The 15,120-nt window shown below is 46.7% G+C and carries 15 protein-coding genes; 8 read left to right on the forward strand and 7 right to left on the reverse strand.

Translation table 11 applies throughout. The annotated features are described in order from the left end of the window. Positions 1 to 42: 42 nt before the first annotated feature. On the forward strand, positions 43 to 1,134 hold the full coding sequence (locus tag AC1DYT_RS21970) for a DUF695 domain-containing protein (RefSeq protein ID WP_477471661.1): 1,092 nt from the start codon (positions 43 to 45) through the stop codon (positions 1,132 to 1,134). A 13-nt stretch (positions 1,135 to 1,147) separates the two neighbouring features. On the opposite strand, the gene AC1DYT_RS21975 is transcribed toward AC1DYT_RS21970, so the two are convergent. The 6 genes from AC1DYT_RS21975 to AC1DYT_RS22000 all read right to left on the reverse strand — a co-directional run bounded on the left by AC1DYT_RS21975 (position 1,148) and on the right by AC1DYT_RS22000 (position 5,023). Continuing rightward, entirely contained in the window at positions 1,148 to 1,669 is a 522-nt protein-coding gene (locus AC1DYT_RS21975) for a hypothetical protein (RefSeq protein WP_477471662.1), read from the reverse strand. 6 nt (positions 1,670 to 1,675) lie between these two features. Continuing rightward, positions 1,676 to 2,857, reverse strand: a complete 1,182-nt coding sequence (locus AC1DYT_RS21980; RefSeq protein ID WP_477471663.1) for a chromate transporter — start codon at positions 2,855 to 2,857, stop codon at positions 1,676 to 1,678. 77 nt (positions 2,858 to 2,934) lie between these two features. After that, positions 2,935 to 3,801, reverse strand: a complete 867-nt coding sequence (locus AC1DYT_RS21985; protein WP_477471664.1) for a chromate resistance protein ChrB domain-containing protein — start codon at positions 3,799 to 3,801, stop codon at positions 2,935 to 2,937. A gap of 130 nt (positions 3,802 to 3,931) precedes the next feature. Further along, complete coding sequence (locus AC1DYT_RS21990) at positions 3,932 to 4,372, reverse strand: 5-fold beta-flower protein (RefSeq protein ID WP_477471665.1); 441 nt, start codon at positions 4,370 to 4,372, stop codon at positions 3,932 to 3,934. Positions 4,373 to 4,471: 99 nt separating this feature from the next. Next, entirely contained in the window at positions 4,472 to 4,630 is a 159-nt protein-coding gene (locus AC1DYT_RS21995; RefSeq protein ID WP_477471666.1) for a hypothetical protein, read from the reverse strand. A gap of 54 nt (positions 4,631 to 4,684) precedes the next feature. After that, positions 4,685 to 5,023 (reverse strand): hypothetical protein, encoded by a 339-nt coding sequence (locus AC1DYT_RS22000; RefSeq protein ID WP_477471667.1) that lies wholly within the window; start codon positions 5,021 to 5,023, stop codon positions 4,685 to 4,687. A 111-nt stretch (positions 5,024 to 5,134) separates the two neighbouring features. Between AC1DYT_RS22000 and AC1DYT_RS22005 the strand changes: the two genes are divergently transcribed. Next, positions 5,135 to 5,404, forward strand: coding sequence for a hypothetical protein (locus tag AC1DYT_RS22005; protein WP_477471668.1), 270 nt, complete (start codon positions 5,135 to 5,137; stop codon positions 5,402 to 5,404). Positions 5,405 to 5,697: 293 nt separating this feature from the next. Beyond that, positions 5,698 to 6,984 carry a hypothetical protein gene (locus AC1DYT_RS22010; protein WP_477471669.1) on the forward strand — a complete coding sequence of 429 codons (1,287 nt, stop codon included), beginning with the start codon at positions 5,698 to 5,700 and terminating at the stop codon, positions 6,982 to 6,984. Here AC1DYT_RS22010 and AC1DYT_RS22015 read toward each other — a convergent pair whose 3' ends face one another. Further along, positions 6,985 to 7,926 (reverse strand): DMT family transporter, encoded by a 942-nt coding sequence (locus AC1DYT_RS22015; RefSeq protein WP_477471670.1) that lies wholly within the window; start codon positions 7,924 to 7,926, stop codon positions 6,985 to 6,987. A gap of 203 nt (positions 7,927 to 8,129) precedes the next feature. On the opposite strand from AC1DYT_RS22015, the gene AC1DYT_RS22020 reads away from it, so the two are divergent. The 5 genes from AC1DYT_RS22020 to AC1DYT_RS22040 all read left to right on the forward strand — a co-directional run bounded on the left by AC1DYT_RS22020 (position 8,130) and on the right by AC1DYT_RS22040 (position 14,583). Next, positions 8,130 to 8,561 carry a DUF1801 domain-containing protein gene (locus AC1DYT_RS22020; protein WP_477471671.1) on the forward strand — a complete coding sequence of 144 codons (432 nt, stop codon included), beginning with the start codon at positions 8,130 to 8,132 and terminating at the stop codon, positions 8,559 to 8,561. A gap of 64 nt (positions 8,562 to 8,625) precedes the next feature. Beyond that, entirely contained in the window at positions 8,626 to 9,045 is a 420-nt protein-coding gene (locus AC1DYT_RS22025) for a GNAT family N-acetyltransferase (RefSeq protein ID WP_477471672.1), read from the forward strand. Between the two features lie 206 nt (positions 9,046 to 9,251). Further along, the gene (locus AC1DYT_RS22030) at positions 9,252 to 10,367 is read left to right on the forward strand and encodes a M42 family metallopeptidase (protein WP_477471673.1); all 1,116 of its coding nucleotides are present in this window, start codon (positions 9,252 to 9,254) and stop codon (positions 10,365 to 10,367) included. A gap of 74 nt (positions 10,368 to 10,441) precedes the next feature. Next, entirely contained in the window at positions 10,442 to 11,341 is a 900-nt protein-coding gene (locus AC1DYT_RS22035) for a nucleotidyltransferase family protein (protein WP_477471674.1), read from the forward strand. Between the two features lie 308 nt (positions 11,342 to 11,649). Next, entirely contained in the window at positions 11,650 to 14,583 is a 2,934-nt protein-coding gene (locus AC1DYT_RS22040) for a M16 family metallopeptidase (RefSeq protein ID WP_477471675.1), read from the forward strand. Positions 14,584 to 15,120 lie beyond the last annotated feature (537 nt).

The following is a 15,120-nucleotide window of genomic DNA, read 5'->3' on the forward strand; positions in this document are numbered from 1 at the left end:
CTCCAATCCATTATATTTGGGTATTCCTTATCAATTTGCAAAATGAGCTTCTTTAAAAGATTATTAGGTAAAAAAGAGCAGCCTATAAAATCGTACGACGATTTTTGGAACTGGTTTGCGACAAACGAAAAGGCTTTTTTTACCGCCGTAAAAAATGGCAAATCTATCGAATCGGATTTCTTTGATAAACTATCGCCCAAACTAGCCGAAGTAAAAGATGGCTTCTTTTTTTTAACCGGGATGCTTGATGATAATACCGTCGATTTGATATTAACGGCGGATGGCGCGATAAAAAACATCGTTTTTGTAGAAGAACTTGTTGCCGCTGCACCTCAACTTGAAGGATGGAAATTTACAGCGTTGAAACCGGCTTTGGATATCAAAGATGTGGCTATCTCTATGGCAGGGTACAAGTTCTCTTCCGAGAATTTATTTTTTTATGCCGAGGAGCTAAGCGATTACCCCGACGAGATAGAAATTAAAGTAATTCATACCGATTTTACCGAAAGCAACAAAACCAATATAACTAACGGCACCTTTATTTTTTTAGATAACCTGTTGGGAGAGCTCAACTTCGCTACTATGGTAGATAGTTTGAGGGTAATGGGGAAAAGTGATGCGGAAAGAGACCTGATACCAATAGAGAAACTTAAGCCTTATTTGATATGGCGCGAAAAAGAGTTCGTTGAAAAATATGAAGGCCTTCGTCGTAATACTGAGAACGACGAGTATTCGGCCCTTGAGGCGAAATTGGGAAATGGTAACCCGCTTGTTGCAATTATCAATATGGCACTGCTGAGGTGGGACAGCAAAGCATCGCACCCATGGATACTCCATGTGCGAATAAAATACAACGGGCAAAAAAACAACGGCATGCCCGATAATGCTACTTACCAATTGCTAAACCAAATTGAAGATGATATGATGAGCGAGCTGAAAGATATCGACGGCTACTTGAATATCGGCAGGCAAACCGCAGATAATAGCAGGGAAATCTACTTTGCTTGCAACGATTTCCGCAAACCCGCAAAGGTGATGCACACCATAGAGCAGAAATATTCAGGGAAATTGAATATTGGTTTCGAGATTTATAAGGACAAATACTGGCAATCATTAAATCATTTTACGGGGTAGCTATCAGACACCCCTAAAACGACACCCCCACCTGCAGCCCCGTCCCAATTGACGCCGGCACTCCATTACCAAACCTTACCGGGATAGGTACAGATAGGAACATAGCAGCATCTTTGCCTTTAATGATGCGCTGGTTAAACACCGGCGTAAAGCCGAAGCGCCCGCTGGTTTCGAAGGCCATACGGCCAATGAACGTAAACCCATGCTGAAAGCGGAACATGGCCCCGGGATGGAATAGCACACTGCTTACTTTCGATACATTTTTTTCGGTACGGATGCTGGGCGCTACCTCGAAACTGATGCCGAATTTATCGCTTTTTAAAATATTGATGCCGAATGGGAAACCGATGGTATAAGCCCCCGAGAAATTGCTGGTAAAGCCATCCTTGTTCCAGTTGCCAATGGGTTGCACTACGCTGAAGTAGCCCGCCACGCGCGGGTAGGCAGGTGTTTGCTGGGCATTGGCTTTGAATGCGCCGGTGGTAAGCATCACTAACAAAAAGGCAATTTTGGTAGGCGTAAAAAGTTTGTTCATATGTTTTTATAAAGATTTTATAATGAGCCCGATAACGGCAGCCGCAGCTATGATATAAGGCTCCTGTATTTTTTTGATATAAATAAGGGCCAGCACGGCGGCAACTGCGATTAACGCAGTAGGTATATCAATAACACTCCGCCGCGCGATAATAATTACCGAACCCACCAATGCGCCTATCACCGCCGCAGTAATGCCATCTACAAAAGCCTTGATACTGGTATTTTTGGCTATTTTTTTGAAGGATGGTGCCAGCGCTACAGTAAATAAGTAACAGGGCAAAAAAGTCGCCAATGCCGCAACGCAGGCCCCCGGGAAACCGGCCACCAGGTAACCGATAAAACCGACAGTAATAACAACCGGCCCGGGGGTTATCATGGCTACTGCTACGGAATCTACAAACTGGTGTTCGTTCAGCCAGCCAAACTCGGTAACTACGCCGGCATGCAAAAAGGGCACAATGGCCAGTCCGCTGCCAAATACAAAGGTGCCGGCTTTGGCAAAAAACCAGGCTATTTGCTGCAGGGTGCTGCTATCGTACTTCCAAAAACCGGTGCTTATCAATATCCCGGCGGGTAAAACGGCAGGCTTTTTAAGCCATTTGGGCGGTGCTTTTAAAAGCATGTACAACAAGCCGCAAGCCACAAACAAAGCAATTTCTTCGCGCTGGGTAATTACCGTAACGGCAATGCCCGCAGCATAAAACAGCCAAAGCAACCATTTATCCTTTATGGCTGCCGGCTGAAACTTGCTGATAGATTTGACGGTGAGTTTATAAGCACTCATGGCAATGATACCTATTACGGCCGCGCCAACGCCATAGAACACGGCCTGCATCCAGGTAAGCCCGCCATAAAGCTTATAGGCCATACCCAACAGCACCACCATCATAAACGACGGAATAACGAAGGCCAGCCCCGTAAGCGTGGCGCCAATAAGGCCATAGTGTACAAAGCCAATGTATATCCCCAGTTGTGCGGCTAGCGGGCCGGGGGCCAGTTGCGCCAGGGCAAGCCCTTCTTTATATTCTTCGTCGGTAAGCCAGCCTTTGGCTTCCACCAGGTCGCGCTGCATATAGCCAACCAATGCCACCGGGCCGCCGAAACCCCAGGTGCCCAATTTTAAAAAGTATTTGGTAATATCGGCTAAAGAATAGGCCGGTTTTGCTTTTTGGGGTTGCGCATCCATCAGTTAATCTTTTGCATCAGGCTATTACTGTCAGGAAGCAATATTAAAGCGATACAGGCATGCGAAATTGTACGTATTTAACTACTTGTATCCTTTTTACTTTTTTGGAGGCTTTTTTTATAGGCAGATGGTGTTTGCCCGGTTTGTTTCTTAAAGATGCGGTTAAAATGGCTCTGGTCAGAAAAACCGGTGAGGTAGGCGATTTCGGTAAGTGGGTAGGCGGTTGTCGCCATCAGCTGCATGGCTTTTTCTATCCGCAGCTTGCGCACATACTCACCAAAGGACATGTTTTCGAAATATTTAGAAAACTCGCGGGAGAGGTACGACGGATTGATTTCCAACTCATCAGATGCCTGTTGCAAACTGAACGACATATTGGTGTCCAGTTGATCCTGTATCAGCTCTTTTAATTCGGTGGCCCATTCTGGCGCTTTTTTGGCTTTGCTTTTTTGCAGGTATTTATGATAAACTTCCAGCAACAGGTGCTCGGCCGGGGTTTGGATATGCTTTTGCTGATGGAGGTCTTTTGCCCAGGTATATAAGCCATCGTAAATGGTCATGCCGAGGGCAAGCAGTTCATGGTCGTCGGTAATGTTTTCGGATAGGCCCAGGAACAAGGCCGATAAACCAGCGGCCTGCGGCGCAAAGTCGAACCTGTCGGTATCCGCGCCGCGCACGATTGCCGCTATGCGGTGCAAGGCAATATCCTTAAGGTTATGTTTCTTCAGGAAATAATCAAAAGTGCAGCGATCGTCGTAATGGCTGTATTCTATCCCCGGCAAATCGAAAGGAATGGCGTTCAACTCTTCGGCTTTCGCCAGTACTTCATCAACGGGCACATAAATAATCTCAGCTTCGGGGTTAATAAACCGTTTAATTAGCCATGGGCAGGCTATCCTGTCAATCTTAGGTCTGTTGCGGGTTATCCATTTGCTTGTATCCACAGCGTAAAGGTAAGCGGCAACACGTGCAGGTGCAAGCGGAAGCCTTGCCAATATGCCACACAACAAAGAAGGCCCCGGTCACCTCAACCGTGGGCCTTCGCCTTTGTTAACACATCACATCAAAACAGTCTTATTTTTTTGCTTTTTTCTCTAAAAAGAAGCAGTGGGCAGCACAGGCGTGTTGTTTATAGTTTTTATGCACGGTGCCATAGTTATGACCCTTAGGGTCTAAAATGGCGCACTTTTCAGCATCAAGGTCTTTAAGGGTGAGTATGGTTTCACCGGCTACGCTATAGTACACCCCGTTTTTGCCGGCCTTGCCCAGGTTTTTGCCGTTGGCATCAACTATGTTGCCATTTTTATCGATTGCATAAATTCTGTTCCCGGCGTTGTTGCGGGCTACATTGTCTTTATCGATATAACCCAGCTTGGTACCATCGTGGCTGTATATGCCGCCTTTGCCGTCAATCATAATTTGCTGCGGCGCCATTTGGTGTTGCTGGCCACGGGCAGTAATTGCCATGGAGGCAATTATTAGGATAGAATAGATTACTGATTTTAGCTGGTTCATCGTCTTGTTTTTTTATTCAAAAGTAGATGATGAACAGGTGATTATTAATGACTTAAGGCACTCCGGGAAATGATGCACGTCACACGTGGGCGGCTTAACTCAGCGTTTCTTTGCCTTTAGGTTTTTCTTACCCGCCTTTTTAACGAAAGGGTTGCTGTAAACGGAGGGATTTGCGGGTGCGGCATTAACGGTGGAGAGCGGCTGCTCTTTGTAAGCTTCGGGCACCCATTCTGGTCTTATTTTTGGCTGGCAATCCATTTTGTTGATGCTATACCCAAAGTTAAGCAATGGCGTACATAAATGGCTAAATGATTATTTCTTCCACAAACCGGGATTGTCGCGGTAATCGGTGATGTTATCAATAACCTGTTGCACATTTACCGATGTCAGCACCTGCCCGCCGTCGGCAGAGTAGGTAAACAGTTTACCGGGTGCTTCAAATGTAATGAAACCCATATAATCCGGGCTCGTTTTTTTGGTCAGGAGCAGTTCGCTTTCTTTTTTATCTATAGAGCCGGCATCCTCCAATCCCATGTTACGGTAAACATTGTAGGTACGTGTAATTACTTCATGACCATCTAAATGCGCCACGGTGTTTGGGATAATCATCACCTGCAGGTTTTCTCCTACCGTAAAAAATATGGGCTTCATGGCATATGAGGGTATGCTTGCACAACAACGGTTGGGTCAAATAGTTTCGGCTACGTTATATGGCAATGACTCCGTTTTTTTTGTATTTTCAAAGCATCAAAACATCACTTTATGTTTAAGCAACAACTATCCGGCAACGTTTGGCTATTGGTGCAGCCATCCGATAAAAAGTTACGCCTCGTTATAAGCGATGGCGCTACCGAACTTGCCTGCCGTAAAGAAACCCCGGGTGCCCTCAAACGCTTCCTGGCATCGGCAGAAACGCACTTGTTTAAAGGTCGGCTGCAACTGCGGAAGGATAAAGAAGCTGTGATATTGGTTTTGAAGGGTGAGGATATTGGAGCAATTGGAGTGGCGGAATTGAAGAGGGTGATATCTTAGTAGCGATGGGTTTGAAACGAAGGTGTTCGAGACATGGTTTTGACTCCCCTCTCGAGAGGGGGTGCGGTGGATTGCGTGGTGGGAGGGGTGTGTTCGCCACTATTCAATGGCACCATGTATGGCGTGCAAACACACCCCTCCACCCCTCTCAAGAGGGGAATCGCACGTTCCCTTCGCGCATTTAAAAGTTTTCAAACAAGCAAGTATCCCCCCCCCACTATCTGATTCACCCCACCAACCCTCCCTCAATTCAAAATATTTTCCTTATCTTACGGCTACCTATTTCACACCCTATGACTAACGCTGCCGAACCCATGTACTGGTCCGCCCCGCGGAAAATTGCCTGCCGCTTCTTCGTGGTATTTTTTGTCTTGTATGTTTTCCTCAATCCTAATGGCGTGTTGCCACAGGTAGACAGGGTTTACGAATATTACATCGAGCCCTTCCACTGGCTGGTGGTATGGATAGGCGCGCACATACTGCACCTGGATAAGCCGATAACCCAGTTTACCGGCGGCAGCGGCGATACTACTTATGATTATATCATCTTGCTTTTCATCTTTTTTATGGCTGCGCTTAGCGCATTGGTATGGTCGGTTATAGACCGGAAGGCCCGCAATTACAACAACCTCTTCTACTGGCTCACGGTTATCGTGCGTTACTACGTGGGCATCACCATGATTACCTATGGTGCGGTGAAGGTTATTAAATTGCAGTTCCCCGGCCCCTCGCCCGATAAGCTGCTACAGCCGCTGGGCACTATGTCGCCCATGGGCCTGGCGTGGACGTATATGGGTTACTCCACGGGCTTCAATTACTTTACCGGCTTTGCAGAGCTCTTCTGCGGGCTGCTGCTGTTCTTCCGCAAAACGGCTACGCTGGGTGCCATAGTTGGCCTGGTTGTGGCAGGCAACATCATGGCCATCAACTATTGTTTCGATGTGCCCGTAAAGCTACTGGCAACTATGCTGGTATTCATGAGCATCTTTTTGCTGAGCAAAGATGCGCTGCGCCTTATCGATTTCTTCTTCCTCAACAAACCCGCCCAACCGGCAAACCTGGGGGCCCATCAGTATAAAAAGAAATGGAAGAACATCACGCTAGGCGTAATCAAATACGTACTGATTATCTATACCGTAGCCGGCAACTTCATCAGCGATGTGCAGGCCACGAGCAAATACGGCGACAAGGCCAAAAAACCACCTTTATACGGCATATATAACGTGCAGAGCTTCGTGCGTAATAGAGACACCCTCGCTCCCCTCACAACCGATACCAGCCGCTGGAACAAACTAACCATCAGCTACCCGGGCGGTGCCAGGGTTAGGTTCATGAACGATAGCGTTAAGCGGTACGATTTTGTGATAGACACCGCCAAACATACCATTGTGATGAACACCTACGTCGATACCATCAACAAGGCGCATTTCACCTACAGGTTAATGAAGGACACGCTGGTGATGACCGGGGCGTTTAAAAGCGACTCGTTGCACATCAGGCTGGCTAAATTCCCGCTGGATAAGTTTTTGCTTAAATCGCGCGGGTTCCACTGGATAAACGAGGTACCTTTCAACAAGTAATCAGGCAAGGTTTTTTTTGCGGAATCTGCTAAAATCGATTCGGGTGAGGTACACCCCACCCAAAATGATGAGCAGGCAACCAATTTGCCCAAGGGTAATGGTTTCGCCGTAGTACCAGCCCCAGCCGAAAGCTACGAATGGCACGCCATAACTTGCCGTAGAGGTGAACAGCACGCTGGTACGCTGCACCAGTGCGTAAAACAGCATCCATGCAAGGGCCGTGCCCAGCATACCCAGGGTGCAAACCGCCAGGCAGGCTTTTATATACTTATACTCGTGCAGCGGTAAACCAAAGAAACCCGTTTGCCACAATATAACCAACGAAGGCAGGCCCACGGCAATAAGGCTAAAAGAGGTGATAACAATAGGGCTAACGCCGCCGAGGTGCCGTTTCACCATAATAATATTCAGAGCGTAAAATACCGTGGCCAATATCACAAGCCCCGCATAGCTGATTTGCCCGTACCCGGCATGCTTTTGCACCACATATAAAAGCACGATACCCCCGAAACCGATGATGATGCCCAACACCTGGCTCAGGGGTATTTTGTTGCCGAAAAACAAGAACCCGAAGATGATGGCAAAAATGGGCGTGAGCGAATTGAGCGTACCGGCCAATGCGCTATCTATCCTGGTTTCGGCGATGCAGAACAAAAAGGCCGGCAAAAAACTACCGAAAAAGCCCGAGAATAGTAGCCAGCCGGAAAGCTTGAAGGGTATCTTGCTGCGGTGCCTTAGCAATACCGGCGTAAGTACTATCCCGGCACTGATGAGGCGAATGGCAGCTACCTGCGAGGCTGTAAGCAGGGGTTGGCGCGCATCGTCATACAAACCCAGTTTCATCAGAATGAATGAGCTGCCCCAGATAAGGCATATGGAGACGAACATCAACCAATTGATCAACTGCGGGGGAAATACAAACGAACGAGGCTTTTGCTGCATGATGCTGCAAAATAATATAAAGAACTGAAAATACGTCCATCCTATGATAATGCGCTTCATGGCCTCACCCCAACCCCTCTCCAAAGTAGAGGGGCTAAAAGTTCTCTCCTTTGGAGAGGATTTAGGTGAGGCTTGATTAGCATATATTTAAAAATAAAACGAGATTTAAAAAAACAATCAGCAAACCATAATCCATATATCATATGAATACACAAGAGCAAATAGCAGCGTATATCGCCAGTCAACCCGAAGCAAAACGCAGCGAGATGCAAACTTTGCATGCGCATGTATTGGAGGCATTACCGGGATGTAAATTGTGGTTCCTGGATGGTAAGGACAGCGAAGGTAAAATAGTGAGCAACCCAAACATAGGATACGGATCTTACACCATCAACTATGCCGACGGCACAACGCGGGAGTTTTACCAGATTGGATTGAGCGCCAACACCACCGGGATTTCGGTGTACATCCTTGGCATTAAAGATAAAACGTACCTTGCCCAAACCTATGGCCGGGAATTGGGCAAAGCCAGCGTAACCGGCTATTGCATCAAGTTCAAAAAACTAAAGGATATCAATATCGATGTACTCGAAACGGCCATAAAAGATGGCGTTAAGCTTACCAGCGAAAATTGATTGATGCCCGGTCTGCGCTGCCAAAACTTTATACCTTTATGCTTTAAATCCGGCTTTTACCTTAATGATGCTTTCGATAGAACAAATAACCCCGCAGCTTACCTGGCGCCTCAGGCGCGATGTTTTGTACCCCGACCAACACCTGCGCGATATGGAGATGGACGAAGATAACCAAGGTTACCATTTCGGCGCTTTTGCCGATAATGCGCTGGTGGCGGTAGTATCGTTATTTAAACGTGCAGATGGCTGGCAATTTCGCAAGTTTGCCGTAGTGCCAGAGGCGCAGGGCAAAGGCGTGGGGGCGCAGCTATTAGATTATATAACCGGGTTTGCCAGGCAGGATGATGGCCGCCGCCTATGGTGCAACGCCCGGTTAACGGCCATCGGGTTCTACAATAAATTCGGCTTTACTGCGGTTGGCGAAGTGTTCCACAAGAACGGTATCGACTACATCGTGATGCAGAAGGACCTCCCCCAAAATTAAAAAAGGTCGGCATGCCTTGCGCTGCCAACCTCTCAACTAAATTTAACTGATCTTATCTTAATTAACGGCGCGAAGGTGGCCTTATCATGTTAACTTAGTATTAACGCTAAAACAATATTTAATCTACCGCGTATAGGGTATTGCGGCAATGTCGTCCGCTTTGTTATATTTGCGCATGGCCATCCAAGGGCCTTATACTTTTATCAATGGCTAAAAAGAAAACCGAAGCAGAGCAGAAACCTGCCGTAGTAACCGAAAAATCACTGTCGTTCTTCGAAAAATATATCAATAACGCCTCTCCTACCGGCTTCGAGTGGAAGGGTCAGCAACTGTGGCTGGAGTACCTTAAGCCTTACATAGATGAGCATTACGTAGATAATTACGGCACTGCCGTGGGCGTAATAAACCCAACCGCCGAGTACAAAGTGGTTATAGAGGCACATGCCGATGAGATATCGTGGTTTGTAAATTACATCACCAACGATGGCTTGATATACGTTATCCGCAACGGCGGTTCCGATCATCAGATAGCCCCATCCAAACGCGTAGATATCCATACCGATAACGGTTTGGTAAAAGCAGTATTTGGCTGGCCGGCCATCCACACCCGCCTCGGCGGCGAAAAAGAAGAGGCCCCAACCCTAAAAAACATCTTTTTAGATTGCGGCTGCACCAGCAAAGAGGAAGTGGAAAAACTGGGCATACACGTGGGCTGCGTAATTACCTACGAGGATGAGTTTATGGTGCTCAACAACCGTTACTACGTGGGCCGCGCTTTGGATAACCGCGCAGGCGGCTTCATGATAGCCGAGGTGGCCCGCTTACTTAAAGAAAACAACATCACGCTGCCCTTCGGCTTGTACATCGTAAACGCCGTGCAGGAAGAAATTGGCTTGCGTGGCGCCGAAATGATCGCCCACCGCATCAAACCAAACGTGGCCATCGTTACCGACGTTACGCACGATACCAGCACGCCCATGATCAACAAAATTACCCAGGGCGACCTTAGCTGCGGCAAGGGCCCGGTAATATCTTACGCGCCGGCGGTGCAGAATAACCTGAACAAATTACTGATCGAATCGGCGCAAAAAGCCAATATCCCCTTCCAGCGGCAAGCATCATCGCGCAGCACCGGCACCGATACCGATGCCTTTGCTTACTCTAACGATGGCGTGCCTTCGGCATTGATATCGCTGCCATTGCGTTACATGCACACCACCGTGGAGATGATACATAAGGATGATGTGGATAATGTGATACGCCTTATATACGAAAGCCTACTGAATATTAAAGCCGGCCAGGATTTTAGATATTTTAAGTAATTTTTAATATATAAACAAAAAATAACTATTATTGGCAATAATTTAAGCATTACTATAAAACTATCATAAAAAACATGAAACCTACCTTACTCATTTTAGCTGCAGGGATGGCCAGCCGTTACGGAAGCATGAAACAAGTGGATGGATTTGGCCCTAACGGCGAAACCATTATCGACTACTCTATCTACGATGCCATCAACGCCGGTTTTGGCAAAATATCATTTATCATTCGCGAAGAATTTTTAGACAGTTTCAAAGCTATTTTTGAGCCTAAACTGGCCGGCAGGGTAGAAACGGATTACGTTTTCCAGAATTACGACCTTACCCCGTTCGGCATTACAGAGGAAATTGAGCGCGCAAAACCTTGGGGAACCGCCCACGCTGTTTTAGCCGCCCGCAACCAGGTAAAAGAACCTTTTTGCGTAATAAATGCCGATGACTTTTACGGTGCGGATGCTTTCCAAAAGATGGCAAAATTCCTGACCACCGAAGTTGCAGATGATACTTACTCTATCATTGGTTACCAGGTAGACCGCACCTTATCAGACCATGGCGCGGTATCGCGCGGGGTGTGCCAGGTTGAGGATGGTAAAATGGTGGCCATTAACGAACGCCTTAAAGTTTATTTTAAAGAAGACGGCAGCGTTGCTTATGAAGAGAACGATGTAGAATACCCGTTAGACCCACTTACCCGCGTATCTATGAACTTCTGGGGCTTTACGCCTGCGGTTTTCAAACAAAGCGAGCCGATGTTCAAAGCCTTCGTAGAAGCGAACAAAAGTAACCCTAAGGCCGAGTTCTTCATCCCGCTGGTGGCCGATGGCCTGATTAAAAGCGGCGAAGCTTCTTTCGAAGTTATCCCTACCGCTGCAAAATGGTTCGGTGTTACGTATAAAGAAGATAAACCAATCGTGCAGAAAAGCATATCAGACCTGGTTGAGAACGGAACTTATCCGGCTAACCTTTGGTCATAAAATAATTGTCACTATAAAAGGGAATCCTGCTCAATATTGGGCGGGATTCTGTTTTTATATGCTTTTTTTTACCGCAGAGAGCACAGAGAAACCACAGAGGTTCACTGAGCTTTTATTATTTATTAAAATAAAAAGAGGATTTATAAAACTGGCTATGTTTTCCCTCTGCGCACTCTGCGTCTTTACACAATTCGCAAATCTCTGTGCCCTCTGTGTTTAAATCGCCACCAAACAAAAACTATCATTTTAGTTACATCTACTTAAATATCTGCTTTTTATTTATATTTATAGCCTACACTCCTTAAGATATGAAAATAAAATTATCGCTTATCCTTTTACTGCTTGGCTCCTACGCAGCCAAAGTATCTGCCCAAACGCAGTACGTTTGGAAAACTGCCACCGCAGGCGGCTACACCTATAAATACGTAACCAACGACCCCACCCACTCGCGTTTTTATACCCTCAAAAACGGCCTCACGGTTATCCTGAGCCCAACCAACAAACAACCGCGCATACAGGCTTACATCGCTGTAAAAGCGGGCAGTAAGACCGACCCTGCCGACCATACCGGCCTTGCCCACTACCTGGAGCACATGATGTTCAAGGGTACCGATAAATTCGGCACGCTCGATTGGTCGAAAGAAAAACCCTTGCTGGATAAGATAGACGAGCTGTACGAGCAGTACAACTCCACCACCGACGATGCCAAACGCAAGGAGATTTACAAGGAGATAGACAAGGTATCGGGCCAGGCAGCAAAATTCAGCATAGCCAACGAATACGATAAAATGATGGCAGCCATGGGCGGCCAGGGCAGCAACGCCTTTACCTCATTCGAGCAAACAGTTTATACCGAAGATATCCCAAGCTCGGCCGTAGATAAATTCCTCACCATGCAGGCCGAACGTTTCCGCGCGCCGGTGCTGCGCATCTTCCACACCGAACTGGAAGCCGTGTACGAAGAAAAGAACCGTGGGCTTGATAATGATGGCCGCAAAGCACAGGAAGCCATGTTCGAGGCTTTGTTTCCTAACAACAACTACGGCAAGCAAACCACTATAGGTACCATAGAGCACCTCAAGAACCCATCGTTGAAAGCCATTCGCAAGTACTACTACGATTATTACGTGCCCAACAATATGGGCATCATCCTATCGGGCGATTTCAACCCCGATGTAATGATCAAAAAAGTAGCCACCCACTTCAACTACATGAAACCTAAGGCCATACCGGCCTACAAATTCGCGCCCGAAGTGCCAATCACCAGCCCGGTGCAAAGGGAAGTTTTCGGGCCAAACCCCGAGAACCTTACCATTGCTTTCCGTTTCCCCGGCGCAAGCACTAAAGATGCCCGTATGCTTAGCCTCATCGGCTCTATACTTACCAACGGCAAAGCCGGCTTGTTCGACCTTGATCTGACCAAGAAGCAAAAACTCCTTAGCGCATCAGCTTTCCCATATGTATTGAAGGATTACAGTGCGCTGATGCTGCGCGGCAACCCGGTTAAGGGCCAATCTTTAGATGATGTGAAAGCCTTGATGCTGGCCGAGATAGATAAGCTGAAGAAAGGCGATTTCGCGGCAGATTTGATCCCTTCTATCGTAAACAACCTTAAGAAAAGCACCATACAGCAAAACGAAAGCTACGGCAACCGCGCCGGTAACCTCATGAGCGATTTTACATCGGGCGTTGACTGGCGCACCGATCTGGCCAGCATAAACGAACTATCTAAAATAGATATTGCGCAGGTTAAAGCATTTGCCAACAAATACCTTACTGATGCCAACTATGTAATCGTTTACAAACGCCAGGGCGAAGACAAGAACATACTGAAAGTTGATAAACCGCCCATTACCCCGGTAGAGGTAAACGCAGGCTCGCAATCGCCGTACGTTAAGATGATCAACGATATGCCGGATAACGCTATCCAACCGCTATTCCTGGATTACGCTAAGGATATCCAACGCGCCAAAGCCGGCCCCATAGATGTATTATCAGTACAAAATAAGGATAACGCCATCTTCCGCTTGTACTACCGCCTGGATATGGGCAGCTGGAACAATAAGCTGCTGCCAATGGCCGCCGCCTACCTGCAATACCTGGGTACTGATAAGAAGAGTTCGGAAGACATCAGCAAGGCATTCTACAAACTGGCATCTACCTTTAGCGTAAGCGCCGGCACCGAAAACACCACTATCAACATCGGCGGTTTGCAGGAAAACTTCGGCGCTTCGGTATCGTTGTTAGAAGATCTGCTGGCCAACTGCCAGGCAGACGATAAAGCCCTGGCCAGCTACAAGGTACGCTTCCGCAAAGCCCGCGAAAACCAAAAGCTGAACAAAGGTGCCATTATGCAGGGCCTGGTGAATTACGCCCAGTTCGGTGCCGATAACCCATTCAACAACGTACTTACCGAACAGGAGATAGACAACGTAAAAGCACAGGATTTGGTAGATATACTGCACAGCCTTACCAAATACAAACACACCATATTATATTATGGCCCGGCAACCGCCGTGCAGGCCGGTGCTACCTTAGCCAAACTGCATAAAACACCCGCCACCTTCCTGCCTTACCCTGCGGCAAAGAAATTTACCAGGGCAATACAAACAGAAAACCAGGTATTGTTTGCCAACTACGATATGGTACAGGCCGAAATAAACATGATACGCAACCAGCAACCTTACGATGTAAACCAAACAGCATCGGTAGAACTGCTGAACAATTATTTCGGTGCGGGTATCAGCTCTATCGTTTTCCAGAACATACGCGAGTCTAAAGCTCTTGCCTACTCTACCTACGCTTACTACAGCCAGGCAGCCAAAAGCGGCGACAACGACAACTTTGTGGCCTATGTTGGCACCCAGGCCGATAAGATGAACGAGGCCATAAAAGCCATGAACGATTTGCTTACCACCATGCCCGAATCTGAAAAAGGCTTACTGGCTGCTAAAGACAACGTACGTAAGTCGATAGAAACGGACCGCATCACCCAGGACGATATCCTGTTCAACTACCTGGATGCCAAACGCCGCGGCCTGGATTACGATTTGCGCAAGAGTACGTTTACAGCCATCAACAAGCTCACGCTGAAAGATGCCGTAGCTTTTCACGATGCCGAACTAAAAGGCAAGCCGTTCACCTATTGCATAGTAGCATCTGATAAACGCGTAAGCGACGACGACCTTAAAAAATACGGCACTTTAATAAAGCCCGATTTGAAAGCCATATTTGGCTATTAATTAAGCTATTTTTCCATAATTGCAAAAAAGGGAGGTTTTTAATAAAATCCTCCCTTTTTTTGCGCATAACTGCGTAAATTATTTCAACAAAAATGCTTGCAGATTTGCGCGCTTATTTTATATTTGTGTTTATAATTAATATGCAAATAATACAATAACCCCTAATTGTATTTACTCATGACTATCCCAATCCTCGAAAAAGTAAGCACCCAAAAAACTACGGGTACCGTATGCTTCAAATGCAAATCAACTTTAGATAGCCGCGCCCATCGCAGTTGGTTCGTAAAAACTTTTTTATTTTGGCTGCCGGTCCGCAAATTCAAATGCTATAAATGCAAACGCACACAGTACGCCTTTATTAACCGATAGTTAAGCACCCTTATACTTTATTTTAATTTTTTTCAATAAAAAGCTAAATTGATTGCAGTAAATTGTTACTATTACAAATTGTAATCAATTTTATCCGAAATATTGGAAACTACTGCGAAAGTTATACACTCCCGTTGCCCAAAATGTGGCAAGCATTTTCATCATAAA

Source organism: Mucilaginibacter sp. P1_D10 (assembly GCF_056406215.1).